Here is a 14,020-nt window from a genome sequence, read left to right on the forward strand (position 1 = left end):
GACCCGGCCGGGTCGCGGCATCCGTCGTCCGGATCGTGAGGCGTGAGGACTACCCCGCCGTTTCGACGGGCTGACGCAGGATCGTGCGGAGCTTCTCGGGGGCCGAGCGGCGGGGATCGGCGAGGTAGATCTCGTGGTGCAGGCCCCGCATGCGCAGACCGGCCTCGGGAATGAAGCGCTCGTGCATTTCGGCGAGCACCGGCGCCTCGTCGTCGTACGACCCGACGTGCAGGGTCTGCACGCACCGGCCCTCGGCGAGCTCCGCGAGGCGCAGTCGATCGAGGGCGGGAGGGCCGCCTTTCGCCGCCGCCGCGTCCCGGGCGCGCTCGAAGTGTCTGGCATCGAGCCACTCCGGGACGAGGCTCATCATCGTCCAGCTCCACCGTGACTTGTCACGCTCCGACGTGAACGCCGACATGTCGTCGGACCACCAGAGGCCCTCGAGCGGCATCACGACGTAGTCACGGCCGAGCTCGCCCTTGCTCAGGAACTTGAGCTTGTAGGCGACGCTGAACACGGCGGCCACGGCGTGCCCGTACGCCTGCGACGTGTTGGGGTCGCCGTGGCCATCGATCATGAGATACCGCATCGGCGGCACCTCGACGATCTCGAACGACCCCCGCGGTGCGGCGTACGCCCCGATCGATTTTTTCAGATCGAGCTTGTTCACGACGCGTCTGCGGCCGTCTCCGACAGGCCGCTGCTCGACGACTCGGACTTGCGCGAGCCCGCTTCCAGCACGTCGCCCGCGGGCAGCTCCTGGTGTCCGCCGAACTGCAGACGCATCGCAGAGAGCACCTGGTTGGCGAAATGGTCCTCGTCGCGAGACGCGAAACGCTCGAAGAGCGACGCCGCGAGCACCGGTGCGGGAACACCCGTGTCCACGGCGGCCTTGACCGTCCAGCGACCTTCGCCGGAATCCGACACGCGCCCGGCGAGACCGTCGAGCGTCGGGTTGCCCTGGAGCGCCGCCGCGGTCAGATCGAGCAGCCACGACGAGATCACCGAGCCGCGGCGCCACAGCTCCGCCACCTTCGGGGTGTCGATCGTGAACTGGTAGAACTCCGGTTCCTCGAGCGGGGCGACCTCGGCCGAGTGCTCGGCCTCCTGAACCCCGGCGTCCGCGTGCTCGAGAATGTTGAGGCCCTCGGCGAGCGCCGCCATCACGCCGTACTCGATGCCGTTGTGCACCATCTTCACGAAGTGGCCCGCACCGGACGGTCCGCAGTGCAGATAGCCGAGCTCCTCGGGGGCGAAGTCCCCCACGCGGCCCGGCGTGCGCTCGACCTCGCCGCTGCCCGGCGCGATGGTGCGCAGGATCGGCTCGAGGCGTGCGAACGCGTCGTCAGGTCCGCCCACCATGAGGCAGTATCCGCGCTCGAGGCCGAACACGCCGCCGCTCGTTCCGACGTCGACGTAGAGGATGCCGGTCTCCCGCAATGCGGCCGCGCGTCGCACGTCGTCGCGGTAGTTCGAGTTCCCGCCGTCGATGATGATGTCGCCCTCATCGAGCAGCCCGGCGAGTTCGTCGACGACTTTGCCTGTCAGTCCGGCTGGGATCATGAGCCAGACCGCACGCGGCGCCTCGAGCTTGCTGACGAGATCGGCGAGGCTGTCGGATCCGACGGCGCCCTCATCCGCGATGGCGGACACGGCGTCGGTGCTGACGTCGTACGCGACGCACTCGTGCCCGTCCCGCATCAGGCGCCGGACGATGTTGCCACCCATCCGGCCGAGGCCCACCATTCCCAGTTGCATCGCCGCTCCTCTGCTCGCCTGTGGAGGGCGCCTGGGCGGGCGCCCGTGATCGAAAGTCTAGGGAGCCGTCGGGTCCGCATTGATGATCGTGCTGAACGCGAGGACGATGATGAGCGCGTTGAGGAAGAAGCTCGTCGTGGTGTGCCACACCACGGTCCACCTCATCCGTGTCGTCACGACCTGAACGTCCGACACCGAGAACGCGGTCGCGTTGGTGAACGAGAAGTACACGAAGTCGGCCAGTCGCGGGTCATCCGTGCCGGGAAAGATCAACGGCGGGATGATCGCGAGCCGATGGCGGCGATCGTAGATGCGGGCGAACCCCCAGTGGTAGAGCGCCCACGACAGCAGCATCGCCACCACTCCGACGGGTTCCACCCATCCCGCCCAGGCCGGGTCGTTGCGGAGCACGAGGATCTCCGTGGCGGCGATGATCCCGACGATGCTCGCAAGGAAGGTCGCGGTCACGCTGATCACGGCGACGACCGGATGAACGTCGTACTTCTCGATCCACCGCGGGGCCGCGATCCGGGATCGCTTCACGCTCGTTCCGACGGCGATCACGGATGCCAGCCAGTAGAGCCCGCCGAGCGCGCACCACGCGGCGAGCGCGTAGAGCGTTCCTTCCTCGCTGTCGACCAGGACGATGAGGAGGCCGAGCCAGATCAACGCAAGCTGCACCAGCAGATCAGCGACCCGCACGATCACCGCCCAGACCACACGCACCCCCGAGGACAGGTTCCTGCGTGCCACCGTAGCGGGTCGGGTGCCAGGCGTCGGCGCAGGTCGACACCGCCCTCGGAGACCTGGACCTGCCCTGAAGCGCGAGGGCGCGGCATCCGCCATGCGAAGTCTCAGCTGTGGACGCGAGCTCAGCCGCGCGGCCCGCGCCGGCCCGAGAACCCCGCGAGAAGGGCGTAGAGCAGCGGCACGAGCGAGCCGATCATGAGCACGCTGCCGACCGTGAGGTCTTCGGCCCGCAGCACCGACCCGCTGATGAGCAGTGCGGCGAACAGCACCGCCGCCACGACGCGCCGGATGAGGCGCTCGAGGCGGCGCAGCCAGCGGTCGAGCTTCGGCACGTCCGCGACGAGGCGACCGTCCTCGATGCGGGTCACCATGTCGTCGAGGCGCCGAGGCAGCCGGGCCATCACACCCGCGACCGACGCGGCCTCCTGCGCGACGGCCTTCGCGGCGTTGCCCCTTTCGTCGCGCAGCAGGCGGGCGGCGTACGGCTCGACGGCGTCCCACACGTTGAAAGCGGGGTCGAGCGAGCTGCACATGCCGCTGGTGAGCGAGACCGCGCGGATGATCAGCAGGAAGTTCTCGGGCAACTGGAACGGCAGCGACCGCATCACGTCGCCGAACTCCTTGGCGAACTGTCGGAACTCGCGAGGGTCGACCTGCTGCAGCTCCGCGAACCCCATGCCGCCGAAGCGCGCGAACAGCGCCGTCATCGCGCGTTCGAGCTCGACGGTGTCGGCCGACGGCAGCAGCACGCCGACGGCACGGATGCTGTCGATCATCTGTCCGCTGTTGCGCGAGGCGACCGCGATCATGAGCCTCTGCAGATCGTGACGCAGCTTGTCTGGGACCTCGCCCATCATCCCGAAGTCGATGAAGGTGAGGGTCCACGGGCGGCTGGTGTCGCCGGGGGCGCGGGTGACCGGCGTCACGAAGATGTTCCCCGGGTGCGGATCGGCGTGGAAGAACCCTCGGAGGAACAGCTGGTCGAACATCACGTTCGCGAACTCGACGGCGACCTGGGCGGCATCGATGCCCGCGGCGCGCAGACCGTCGAGGTCGTTGATCTTTATCGCGCTCACGTCGGCGAGTGTCAGCACCCGACGGGTCGTGCGCTCCCAGGCGATCTCCGGCACAGTGACGCGAGGGTCGCCCGCGCAGTCCGCGGCGAACCGCTCCGCATTCTGCGCCTCGTGCAGGTAGTCGATCTCCTGGCGACTGGTGTGGGCGAACTCCTCCACCAGCGCCGGCAGGTCGACGTGGTCGCGTACGACCCGCACGCTGCTGAGCCAGCCGGCCACGCGGCGCAGCGCTGCCAGGTCGACGTCGACGATCTCCTCGATGCCCGGTCGCTGCACCTTGACGACGACGTCGGAGAACCCGGTCTCGGCGGCGTCGGCGGGTGTCAGCCGCGCACGATGCGCCTGTCCGAGGGACGCCGCGGCAACGGGCGTCTCGTCGACCCACTCGAACGCGCGGCCGAGGGGTACGCCCAGCTCGGACTCGGCGAGGTCGCGGATGGCCGGGAAGGCGACCGGCGGGACCTCGTCCTGCAGACCCTCCAGTTCCTTGGTGATCTCCGGCGGCAGCACGTCGAGCCGCGACGACAGGAACTGGCCGACCTTGATCATGAGCCCGCCGTACTGGACGGCGAGCACATGGAACTTGCGCGCGATGTTCTGCAGACGCCGGGTTCGGCCGCGGGCGGCGAGCGCGCCGAAGCCGAACCGGGGCAGGACGAGCTCGAACCACCATGCCTGGACGATGTAACGGCCGGCGAAGCGCAGGATCCGGCGATAGCGGGCGCGCGCGTTCCCGACGTCGGCCATCGAAGCTCCTCGGCGGTGGTGGTCAGTGGATTGCGGGGTGCCCGCGGTCCCGGTCGCCCGGGATCGTGCGCGCCCACCCTGACGCCGTGGGTCCGGACCGACGCCCTCTGCCGGTGGGCAGGCCGTCAGTCCTGAGCCAGGATCGAGTAGAGCTTACGCCGCGCGTCGTCGAGCACTTCGACGGCTTTCGCCACCTGCTCGGGCGTTCCGCTGCGACCGACGGTCGCGGCCGCCTGGGCGAGCTTCGCGCCGGCCTTCGGCAGCGCCGTGGCACGGCCGGAATCGCGCGACCCGGCAGATTCCCACGGTGCCGACTGACCTTCGGCGGCCGCCGCCGCTTCCCGGCCCGCCTCGGTGAGCGAGTACGTCTTCTTGCCGTTCGACTCCTCGGCGGCGACGAGCCCCTCGTCAGCGAGCAGCTGCAGCGTCGGGTACACCGAGCCGGGGCTCGGCTTCCAGGCGCCGTCGCTGCGCTCCTCGATCTCCTGGATGATCTGGTAGCCGTGCATGGGCTTCTCGGCCAGGATCGCGAGGACCGCGGCCCGCACATCCCCCTTGGCGACGCGCGGCGAGAAGCTGCGCTCGAAGGTGTCCTTCAACTGCTCCATCGCGTCCCAGAAGCTGCTCGGAAGTCCCGAGCCCTGCCCTCCCGGACGCGAACCGAATCCCTGGAATGAACCGCTCATGGCGACCTCCCGAACGAGTGTGTGCCGATACCCTGACGATACCTACCGATATATCGGTGAACAAGGGCTGGGGCCTGAGCGTTCGCTGAGCAGTCCGCGGGACGGCGGCCGAAGCATCCGTCCCCTCACCAGCCGAGCGAGCCCGGCACGCCCTTGAACGGACCGACGATGTCGGGAGTGATCCACCCGCCGTAGAAGCGTCCGGGCTGGGGCAGGACGTCGACGCCATCCAGCGTGCAGCGGGTTCGCCGTGCCGTCGCACGCAGGCGTGCACGGGAACGGCGAGGTTCGGATCAGCGGCCGTACTCCTCGAGCCACCGCAGCCACACCTCGCTGATCGTCGGATACGACGGCACCGCGTGCCACAGCCGCTCGATCGGAACCTCGCCGACGATCGCGATCGTGGCGGCGTGGAGCATCTCGCCCACGTCCTGCCCGACGAACGTCGCGCCGACGAGCACACGGCGCTCCTCGTCCACGATCGCCCGCGCCTGACCCTGATAGTCGTCGGCGACCTCGCTCGCGCCAGCGATCCAGTACAGGTCGTAGTCGATGACACGGACGCGAAGTCCCGCCTCGCGGGCCGACTTCTCGCTGTGCCCGACCGCCGCGATCTCGGGATCGGTGAAGATCACCTGCGGCACCGCCGAGTGATCGGCTGTCGCGACGTGCCTGCCCCACGGGGCGTCGTCGACCTCGGCCGCCGTCGCCCGCGCCGCGATCACATCGCCCGCGGCACGGCCCTGGTACTTGCCCTGGTGCGTGAGCAGCGCGCGGTGGTTGACGTCGCCGACGGCGTACAGCCACTCCACCCCGCGCACGCGCAGCGTGTCGTCGACGTCGAGCCACGAACCCGGCTCGAGTCCGACCGTTTCCAGGCCGAGGTCCTCGGTCCGCGGCACCCGTCCCGTCGCCACCAGCACCTGGGCGGCCCGCACGTGAGACCCGTCCGACAGCGACAGCACCACCTCGCCGTCGTCGTCGCGCGAGACCCGCTCGACCTCTACGCCGGTGCGGACAGTGGCCCCGGCACCTGTCAAGGCCTTCTCGACGGTCTCGCCCGCGAAGGGCTCGACGCCCCGCAGCAGGCCGGAACGGGCGATGAGGGTGACGGTGGAGCCGAACGTCGTGTACAGCGTCGCCATCTCGCTGCCGACGGTGCCACCGCCGAGCACGGCGAGGGAGGCGGGCACGTCACGCACGCCCGTGGCCTCGCGACTGGTCCACGGCTCGACCTCGCGCAGGCCGGGGATGTCGGGAAGGAGCGCTGCCGAGCCGGTCGACACCACGACCGCGTGGCGGGCCACGAGCACCTTCTCGGTGCCGTCGGCATCGGTCACGGTGACCTGGCGCTCGCCCGTCAGGCGTCCGTGGCCGCGAACCAGATCGATGCCCGCGCCCTGCAGCCACTCGACCTGCGACGTGTCATCCCAGTTGTGCACGAGCTCGTCGCGGCGCACCAGGGTCCTGGCCACGTCGACGGCCCCGGTCACCGTCTCTGCGGCGCCCTTCACCCGGCGAGCGGCCTCCACGGCCGCGCCCGCGCGCAGCATCGCCTTCGAGGGGATGCATGCCCAGTACGAGCATTCGCCTCCGACGAGCTCGCTCTCGACCACGACGACCGACAGGCCCCCCTGGGTGGCCCTGTCTGCGACGTTCTCCCCCACTGGGCCGCCGCCGATGACGATGAGGTCGTACTCCCGCGCAGTCATGCGCCCTAACGTAGCGGGCGGCGATGACACGACGAAGCGGTTGCCCGCCGCGCGCGCAGACGGAAGGATGGCGCAGGTTACGGCACCTGTCCAGCTCCGGCCGCCATGTCGGCGGCCTGTGGTTATCTGGGAACCCCGGCCGAAAGGGCAGCATGGCGATCGAATTCCGTGGGGTCTCGAAGCGTTATCCCGACGGCACGGCCGCTGTCGAGGACTTCAGCGCCGTCATGCCCGCGCACAAGACGACGGTGCTCGTCGGCTCGTCGGGAAGCGGCAAGACGACACTGCTGCGCATGATCAACCGGCTCGTCGACCCGACCAGCGGGATCATCACCATCGACGACGAGCCGATCTCGCAACGCGACCCGGTGACGCTGCGCCGGGGTATCGGGTATGTGCTGCAGAACGCCGGACTGCTCCCACACTTCTCCGTCGTCGACAACATCGCGACCGTCCCCGTGCTGAGCGGCGTCCCCAAGGCCAAGGCGCGCGACCGCGCACTCGAACTCATGGAGGTCGTAGGCCTCGAACGCGGACTCGCGAAGCGCTACCCGAGTCAGCTCTCCGGCGGCCAGCAGCAGCGCGTCGGCGTCGCCCGCGCCCTCGCCGTGGACCCCAACATCCTGCTGATGGACGAGCCGTTCGGCGCGGTCGACCCCATCGTGCGCCGCGAACTGCAGACCGAGACGCTGCGGCTGCAGAAGGAACTCGACAAGACGATCGTCTTCGTCACCCATGACATCGACGAGGCGTTCCTCCTGGGCGACCAGGTGGTGATCCTCGAGAAGGGCGCCCGCATCGCCCAGATCGGCAGCCCGAGCGAGATCATCGAGAATCCCGCGAACGACTTCGTGGCCGACTTCATCGGGGTCGAGCGGGGCACGCGCGCGCTGCGCGCCAGGCACACCGATCGCGGCACGGTCCTCGTGGACGCCGCCGGTCGCACCCAGGGCGTGCTCGTGGAGGACGAACGGTGAACTGGGTCTGGGACAACCTCGATCTGATCTGGGCGCTGACGCTGGATCATCTGCGGCAGAGCGCGATCGCCATCGTCGCAGGCTTCGTGCTGTCGGTGCCGTTGGGTTGGCTCGCGTTCCGGTACACACCGCTGCGCGGAACCGTGCTCACCGTCATCGGGCTGCTGTACACGATCCCCTCGTTCGCGATGTTCCCGCTCATCACCACGGCGCTCGGCGTGCCGCTGCTCTCCGAGGCGAACCTCGTCATCGCGTTGACGATCTACGCGGTCGCCATCATGACCAGGTCGGTGACCGACGGCCTCGCGTCGGTCGATGTGACGACCCGCTCCGCCGCGGTCGCGGTCGGATTCGGCCCGTGGCGGCGATTCTGGACCGTGGACTTCCCGCTCTCGGGCCCGGTGGTCCTGGCCGGGCTGCGGGTGACGGCGATGTCGACGATCTCGCTCGCCACCGTGGGCGCCCTGATCGGCGTGCAGAACCTGGGCTACCTCTTCACGAACGGCTCGCAGCGCCGGATCATCGCCGAGGTGTTCGCCGGCGTGGTCGCCGTCGTGGTCATCGCGGTCATCGTCGACGCCCTTCTCATCCTCGCGGGGCGCGTCCTCATGCCTTGGACGCGGCGCACAGCGACGCCCCGGCCGGCGCGGCTTCGGGCGGTGACGGCATGAACCTCCTCGCCGAGGCCTTCGCCTGGATCTTCTCGCCTGCACGACTGACGGGCTATCTCCCGTTGCCGGCGGCGATCCTGCAGCACCTCGCCTTCACCTTCGGCTCTGTCGCGATCGCGTCGGTGATCGCGATCCCTGCGGGGTGGCTGATCGGCCACACCGGCCGCGGTCGTGAGGTCGCGGTGTTCCTGTCGGGCGCGGCGCGCGCGCTTCCGGCGCTGGGTCTCGTCGTGCTGCTCGTGATGCTGTTCGGTGTCAACCTCAAGACCGAGGCCGCGGTGACGGTGTTCGTGGTGCTGGCGATCCCGTCGATCCTCGCCGGTGCGTACGCCGGGGTCGAGTCGATCGATCGGGCGGTCATCGACGCCGGACGAGCGATGGGAATGACCGAGTGGCAGATTCTGTTCCGAATCGAGATGCCTCTCGGCCTGTCGCTTCTCATCGGCGGACTCCGCTCCGCCACGCTGCAGGTGGTCGCCACCGTGACCATCGCCGCCTACGTCGGGCTGGGCGGCCTCGGCTTCTACATGATCCAGGGGCTCAATCTCCGCGATTTCGCCGAGATCCTCGGCGCCTCGATCATCGTGGTCGCGCTGGCCCTCGTGCTCGACGGTCTCTTCGCCCTGCTCGGCCGCTTCGCCGTGCCTCGCACGGATGGGCGCCCCTCCCGTTCCCGTACTGCCGTGCCTGCAATCGCCCGCGCTCCGCAGTTCTCCCGCTGATCCCTCACCCATCCCACCGGAGGTCCGAGAATGTCCACAGCACGAACCCGCATCGCCGTCGCCCTCGCGGGCACTGCAGTCGCAGCCTTCGCCCTCGCCGGGTGCGCCTCGAGCGACCCGCTCAGCGGCGACAGCGGCGACACCGCCGCCCCGTCGACCATCGTCATCGGCTCGCAGTCGTATTACTCAAACGAGATCATCGCCGAAATCTACGCGCAGGCGCTCGAGGGCGCCGGCTTCGACGTCGAGCGCAAGTTCAACATCGGCCAGCGCGACGCCTACATCCCGTCGCTCGAGGACGGCACCGTCGATCTCTTCCCGGAGTACACGGGGAACCTGCTGCAGTTCTTCGATCCGAGCGCCACCGCCACCACCCCGGACGATGTCTACGCCGCACTGCAGGAGGCGGTGCCCGAGGGCTTGACCGTCCTCGATCAATCCGCGGCGACCGACCAGGACTCGTACAACGTCACGGCCGACTTCGCCGCGGAGCACGATCTCACCTCGATCGCCGACCTCGCGAGCATCGACGGACTCATCCTGGGCGGCGCGCCCGAACTCGAAGAGCGCCCCTACGGCCCCAAGGGCCTCAAAGACGTCTACGGCGTGACGGTCACCTTCAACGCGACCGCCGATACCACCGTCGATGAGCTCGTCGCCGGAAACATCCAACTGGCGGACGTCTACAGTGCCGACCCACTCATCAAGACCAAGAACCTGGTCACGCTCGAAGACCCCGAGGGCCTCTTCCTGGCGTCGAACGTCGTCCCCCTCGTGAACGCCGACATCGCCGACGAGATCGCCGACGTGATCAACGCGGTGAGCGCCGCGCTGACTCCGGAGGGCCTCATCGCCCTCAACGTCGAATCGACGGTCGACCAGCGCTCCTCGGAGGACATCGCGAAGGAGTGGCTCGCGGACAACGGCCTGAGCTGAACCCTCGAAGCCCCTCCACAGCGCCTCCCTCGCCGCCCGTCACAGGTCACGGAGGAGGCGCTGTGTCGAGCGCGCCCGATCTCGGCGCGCCCCGGTACGCCGTCCCCGCCGGACGCGACCCTCTCTCCTGCCGGCGAGACCGGGTCGTTCACCGTGAACGGCATCACCCGATCGTCGAGCGACCGCGGTGCGACGTCGGCGACGGGCACGGTGACCGGCCGCTTCGCGGAGGACCAGCGGTACGTCATCATCACCGCGCCGGCCCGCGCTGCCGACGGGGTGATCGTGGCGGCCGCCACCAGTTCCGTCGAGACCGTCCCCGCCGATGGCACACCCGTGCCATTCGAGGTGTGGTTCAGCGAGCTCCCGGCCGACGCGACTTTGCAGGCGTTCGCGCACCGTTGACAGCGCAGTGACGGATGCTGCGGCCATCGTCGCGACGTACGCTGGGCGTCATGACGATCGGCGACGCGATGGTGTGGGGATTCGCCTGTGTGGTCGTCGGACTGCCGGTGTACTTCCTGTGGTTCGCGTTCGACACGCACCGTCGCCGCAAGCGAGGTGAGACGCCGTCGCACTCGTCGGGCGGTCTGCTGGGTGTCGAGGAGTTCTTCTACCCGACCGCGGAGAACGCCCGCGCGGTGTGGGAGGCCGAGCAGATCACACCGGCGCCCGCACCGCTTCCGGGCGACCGCCCCGGTCTGATCGAGGGGAATCGGATCGTCATAGACACGGGGCTCCGAAGGACGCCCTGAGACCGAGACGACTTCAGCGTCGGCGCACGCGCCTCACGACCGCGACGATGACGCGCCACCCCACCAGTGCGACCAGGAGCGTCAGCGACGCCACGACGATGAACGGAATCGCGGTGCCCTGACCGGCTGCCCAGCGCAGCAGCATCCCACCGCCGACGGTGATCGCCCAGACTCCGACCCCCGTGCGTACCGGCGCGACGGGCGCGCGCCACCCGCGGGTCACGAGCCAGCCGATGCCGAGGGCCGCCAGGAAAGGCCAGGCGGTCTGCCACAGGCCGATCCAGACGTCGGAGTCGTGGCTCGCGCGACCGATCGCGGCGAACGCGACCACCAGCACGACGTCTGCCGCGAGCGCGATCAGCACCTCGGCGCGACCGGGGGAACGAGCGCCGGCGGCATGCTCGGAGCGGCTCACGCGAGTGCTCCCGACCGCGGCGCCAGGCCGGGGGTCAGCGCTTCCCGCTCGTCGAACACGAAGCAGTCGCCGTTCCAGTGGGCTCCGCCGACGTGCTCGAAGTAGCCGAGGACGCCGCCGTCCAGCTGGTATGCGTCGACGCCGACCTCGCGCAAGTAGATCGCGGCCTTCTCGCACCGGATACCGCCGGTGCAGTAGCTCACGACGGTCTTGCCCGCGAGGTCGGGCGCTGCGGCGGCCGCGGCATCCGGGAACTGCGTGAACCGTTCGATCCGCCAGTCCAGCGCGCCGTCGAAGGCGCCGCAGTCGACTTCGAACGCATTGCGGGTGTCGAGCAGCACGACCTCGCGGCCGTCGTCGTCATGGCCGCTGTCCAGCCAGCGACGGAGCGTCGCAGGGGCGACCGCGGGCGCGCGGTTGCCCTCGGGACGGATGGTGGGGTGGTCCATGCGGATGATCTCGCGCTTGACCTTGACGAGCATCCTGCCGAAAGGCTGCGCTTGCGACCAGCTCTCCTTGGTCTTCAGCGCGGCGAATCGCTCATCGCCCCTCAACTCGTGGACGAAGCCGCGCACCGCTTCGGCGTCTCCCGCGAGGAAGAGGTTGATGCCCTCGTCGGCGAGCAGGATCGTGCCCTTCAGCCCCGCAGCGACCGCGCGCTCGCGCAGCAGCGGCCGCAGCTCGCCGGTGTCGTCGATACGCGTGAACAGGTACGCCGAGATGTTGAGAACGGATGCCACCCCTCCAGCCTACGGAGCCCGCCACGGCGCCGCGTACGAGGGCCCACGCGACATGGTGCTCGGGTGCGACCCGTCGACGACACGCAGGCGCGCGGGGTCTCAGTGTCGCGCTCATGCCCACCCCGGGCCGCCCGTGCGCGATTCGTTCCCGGTCGCTGACGCGTAGACCCGCACTGCCCTCCCGGTCAAGGGCCTCGCGGCATCGGGCCAGGCGGCGCAGGCTGGGATCACCTGCGGGGGCGCGCGCAGCGCCCCCTCGATCCTCCCCTGGAGACGTCATGACCGACCCCACCGTCCCCGAACCGCTCCCGGGCCGGACCCCGCCGGGTGCGATGCCGCCGGCACCCGGCTCCCCCGGGCCCGGCAGTCCCGACCCCGGTCCGGGACCCAGCATCCCGACGCCGCCGGACGAGCCGACCGCCCCGTGGCCTGAAGAACCGCTCGCGCCGCACCCGGAGGAACCGCCCTTCCCGCGCCCGCCGGAGACGCCGACCCCGTAACGGTGAGCCCGAGTCAGATCGCGGCCGAGCACCGGGCGCGTTCGTAGCCGAACAGGCCCGGCGCCACCGTCGACGCCCCGTACGCTCCAGCGGAGCGCGTGCGTGCGTCAGGGGTTCCTCACACGAGCGCCGGAATCGGGGGAAGACGCGGGACCGCGGCCTCGACCGCACGTCCAGCCTCGAACAGCACCTCTTCGCCGAAGGCGGGACCGATGAGCTGGACGCCGGTGGGCGTGCCGTCACCGCCGAGGCCGGTGGGCAGCGCCAGCGCGGGGAGTCCGAGGAAGTTGACGACCACCGTCAGCCAGAGGTCGCGCCACGCACGGTCCGCCGCCTCCTTCCCGCCGAGGTCGTAGTCCGGTTCCCGCATGCGCGAGATCGACACCGGTCCGAGGATCACGGGCACGTCGACCAGCAGCCGCCGCCACTCCGCCGCGATCACCGCCCGCCGCGCCCACGCCTCGGCATATTCGCGCGCCGACGCGTAAGGGCGCGCCGCCGCGGTGCTGTCGCGCAGGAAGGCGGTGGCCGAGCGCCCGAGCGGTTGGCCGAGGGCGGCCGGATCGAGCGAGATGAGCATGTCGGTGCACGACAACCGCCGCCACAGCACGGCCGCCTCCTCGAGCAGCGGAGCCGCGACATCGACGACCTCCCAGCCGGCACGCATGAGGGATGCTGCGGCCCGGTCGATTCCGCCCGCAACCTCCGGATCCACGGCCAGGCCCGCAAAGTCGCGCACGACGCCGACTCGCCGCGGCAGCTCGTCGGGGCGCACGGCGGGCGCGGCGACGGACACCGGGTCGTCGGCATCCCATCCCTGGATGACCCGGAGGGCGAGCGCGACGTCGTCGACGTATCGCGCCATCGGGCCGTTCACCGAGAACTGCTGCAGCGTGAGTGCCACCGGCTGCCCCTGCACCGCCGCGCGCGGCACGCGCCCCTGCGACGGGCGCAGGCCGACGACGCCCGTCGCGTACGCGGGGAGGCGGAGCGAGCCGCCGAAGTCGTTGCCGAGGCCCAGGGCGCTCATCCCGGTCGTCACCGCGACCGCGTCGCCACCGCTGGATCCGCCGACGCTGCGGCCCGGGTTCCACGGGTTGCGTGTGCGGCCGAACAGGTCGTTGTCGGTGTCCCACCGCATGCCGAAGTCGGGCATGTTGCCGCGTGCGACGGGCACGGCGCCGGCATCTCGCAGACGACGGACGATCGTGGCGTCCCGGGCGGGCTGGGCGTCGGCCAGTCCCCGCCAGCCGTTGGTGCTAGCCGACCAGGCGAGGTCGATGTTCTCCTTCACGGAGATCGGCACGCCCGAGAGCGATCCCGGATCGCGCCCCGCCGCGAGCGCGGCATCCACCTCCGCGGCGGCCGTCCGCGCACGGTCGGAGAACACGACCGTGAGGGCGTTGACGCCGGGGTCCACCCGCGCGATGCGGGCGAGGTGCTCCTCCACGACTTCCTGCGCCGTCACCTCCCGCGCCCGCACCGCGGCGGCGATCGCGGCGACGGAATCGGGGGGAAGCAGCGGCTGGCTCATGTCGCTCCCATCCCACCACGGGAGGACCCGCACACCGGTGA

15 protein-coding genes are annotated in these 14,020 nt (G+C 70.3%); 6 read left to right on the plus strand and 9 right to left on the minus strand.

The genetic code is table 11. The annotated features are described in order from the left end of the window. Positions 1 to 49: 49 nt before the first annotated feature. The 6 genes from MRBLWH3_RS17255 to MRBLWH3_RS17280 form a co-directional block, all read right to left on the minus strand. Positions 50 to 670, minus strand: a complete 621-nt coding sequence (locus tag MRBLWH3_RS17255) for a GyrI-like domain-containing protein (protein WP_363434591.1) — start codon at positions 668 to 670, stop codon at positions 50 to 52. After that, positions 667 to 1,758 (minus strand): phosphogluconate dehydrogenase (NAD(+)-dependent, decarboxylating), encoded by a 1,092-nt coding sequence (gnd, locus tag MRBLWH3_RS17260; RefSeq protein ID WP_363434594.1) that lies wholly within the window; start codon positions 1,756 to 1,758, stop codon positions 667 to 669. The genes MRBLWH3_RS17255 and gnd overlap by 4 nt, the downstream gene beginning before the upstream one ends. Before the next feature lie 57 nt (positions 1,759 to 1,815). Beyond that, entirely contained in the window at positions 1,816 to 2,511 is a 696-nt protein-coding gene (locus MRBLWH3_RS17265; protein WP_363434596.1) for a DUF1345 domain-containing protein, read from the minus strand. Positions 2,512 to 2,630: 119 nt separating this feature from the next. Further along, on the minus strand, positions 2,631 to 4,331 hold the full coding sequence (locus tag MRBLWH3_RS17270) for an ABC1 kinase family protein (RefSeq protein ID WP_363434599.1): 1,701 nt from the start codon (positions 4,329 to 4,331) through the stop codon (positions 2,631 to 2,633). A 125-nt stretch (positions 4,332 to 4,456) separates the two neighbouring features. Further along, positions 4,457 to 5,017 carry a PadR family transcriptional regulator gene (locus MRBLWH3_RS17275; protein WP_363434602.1) on the minus strand — a complete coding sequence of 187 codons (561 nt, stop codon included), beginning with the start codon at positions 5,015 to 5,017 and terminating at the stop codon, positions 4,457 to 4,459. 293 nt (positions 5,018 to 5,310) lie between these two features. Further along, complete coding sequence (locus tag MRBLWH3_RS17280; protein ID WP_363434605.1) at positions 5,311 to 6,729, minus strand: dihydrolipoyl dehydrogenase family protein; 1,419 nt, start codon at positions 6,727 to 6,729, stop codon at positions 5,311 to 5,313. A gap of 152 nt (positions 6,730 to 6,881) precedes the next feature. Between MRBLWH3_RS17280 and MRBLWH3_RS17285 the strand changes: the two genes are divergently transcribed. From MRBLWH3_RS17285 to MRBLWH3_RS17310, 6 genes are all read left to right on the plus strand, one after another. Next, positions 6,882 to 7,706, plus strand: a complete 825-nt coding sequence (locus MRBLWH3_RS17285) for an ABC transporter ATP-binding protein (RefSeq protein ID WP_363434608.1) — start codon at positions 6,882 to 6,884, stop codon at positions 7,704 to 7,706. Next, on the plus strand, positions 7,703 to 8,377 hold the full coding sequence (locus MRBLWH3_RS17290) for an ABC transporter permease (protein ID WP_363434610.1): 675 nt from the start codon (positions 7,703 to 7,705) through the stop codon (positions 8,375 to 8,377). The genes MRBLWH3_RS17285 and MRBLWH3_RS17290 overlap by 4 nt, the downstream gene beginning before the upstream one ends. Beyond that, on the plus strand, positions 8,374 to 9,099 hold the full coding sequence (locus tag MRBLWH3_RS17295; RefSeq protein WP_363434613.1) for an ABC transporter permease: 726 nt from the start codon (positions 8,374 to 8,376) through the stop codon (positions 9,097 to 9,099). Before MRBLWH3_RS17290 ends, MRBLWH3_RS17295 begins: the two co-directional genes overlap by 4 nt. 30 nt (positions 9,100 to 9,129) lie before the next feature. Next, positions 9,130 to 10,035 carry an ABC transporter substrate-binding protein gene (locus tag MRBLWH3_RS17300; protein ID WP_363434616.1) on the plus strand — a complete coding sequence of 302 codons (906 nt, stop codon included), beginning with the start codon at positions 9,130 to 9,132 and terminating at the stop codon, positions 10,033 to 10,035. 153 nt (positions 10,036 to 10,188) lie between these two features. Then, a complete protein-coding gene (locus MRBLWH3_RS17305) occupies positions 10,189 to 10,440 on the plus strand; it encodes a hypothetical protein (protein ID WP_363434619.1) in 252 nt (83 codons plus the stop codon). Positions 10,441 to 10,490: 50 nt separating this feature from the next. Continuing rightward, positions 10,491 to 10,790, plus strand: coding sequence for a hypothetical protein (locus tag MRBLWH3_RS17310; protein WP_363434621.1), 300 nt, complete (start codon positions 10,491 to 10,493; stop codon positions 10,788 to 10,790). A gap of 13 nt (positions 10,791 to 10,803) precedes the next feature. On the opposite strand, the gene MRBLWH3_RS17315 is transcribed toward MRBLWH3_RS17310, so the two are convergent. The 3 genes from MRBLWH3_RS17315 to MRBLWH3_RS17325 form a co-directional block, all read right to left on the minus strand. Beyond that, positions 10,804 to 11,205: a DUF3054 domain-containing protein gene (locus MRBLWH3_RS17315; protein ID WP_363434624.1), complete on the minus strand. Its 402-nt coding sequence runs from the start codon at positions 11,203 to 11,205 to the stop codon at positions 10,804 to 10,806. Then, entirely contained in the window at positions 11,202 to 11,945 is a 744-nt protein-coding gene (locus MRBLWH3_RS17320) for a sulfurtransferase (protein WP_363434627.1), read from the minus strand. Before MRBLWH3_RS17320 ends, MRBLWH3_RS17315 begins: the two co-directional genes overlap by 4 nt. 618 nt (positions 11,946 to 12,563) lie before the next feature. After that, on the minus strand, positions 12,564 to 13,979 hold the full coding sequence (locus MRBLWH3_RS17325; protein ID WP_363434630.1) for an amidase: 1,416 nt from the start codon (positions 13,977 to 13,979) through the stop codon (positions 12,564 to 12,566). Positions 13,980 to 14,020 lie beyond the last annotated feature (41 nt).

Source organism: Microbacterium sp. LWH3-1.2 (assembly GCF_040675855.1).
In the GTDB taxonomy this organism is placed as follows: Bacteria; Actinomycetota; Actinomycetes; order Actinomycetales; family Microbacteriaceae; genus Microbacterium.

Bases quoted from the DNA above. Each gene is read 5' to 3' on its own strand.
- gnd (WP_363434594.1), bottom strand. From the start codon at position 1,758: ATGCAACTGGGAATGGTGGGCCTCGGCCGGATGGGTGGCAACATCGTC.
- MRBLWH3_RS17270 (WP_363434599.1), bottom strand. From the start codon at position 4,331: ATGGCCGACGTCGGGAACGCGCGCGCCCGCTATCGCCGGATCCTGCGC.
- MRBLWH3_RS17275 (WP_363434602.1), bottom strand. From the start codon at position 5,017: ATGAGCGGTTCATTCCAGGGATTCGGTTCGCGTCCGGGAGGGCAGGGC.
- MRBLWH3_RS17280 (WP_363434605.1), bottom strand. From the start codon at position 6,729: ATGACTGCGCGGGAGTACGACCTCATCGTCATCGGCGGCGGCCCAGTG.
- MRBLWH3_RS17285 (WP_363434608.1), top strand. From the start codon at position 6,882: ATGGCGATCGAATTCCGTGGGGTCTCGAAGCGTTATCCCGACGGCACG.
- MRBLWH3_RS17295 (WP_363434613.1), top strand. From the start codon at position 8,374: ATGAACCTCCTCGCCGAGGCCTTCGCCTGGATCTTCTCGCCTGCACGA.
- MRBLWH3_RS17300 (WP_363434616.1), top strand. From the start codon at position 9,130: ATGTCCACAGCACGAACCCGCATCGCCGTCGCCCTCGCGGGCACTGCA.
- MRBLWH3_RS17310 (WP_363434621.1), top strand. From the start codon at position 10,491: ATGACGATCGGCGACGCGATGGTGTGGGGATTCGCCTGTGTGGTCGTC.
- MRBLWH3_RS17325 (WP_363434630.1), bottom strand. From the start codon at position 13,979: ATGAGCCAGCCGCTGCTTCCCCCCGATTCCGTCGCCGCGATCGCCGCC.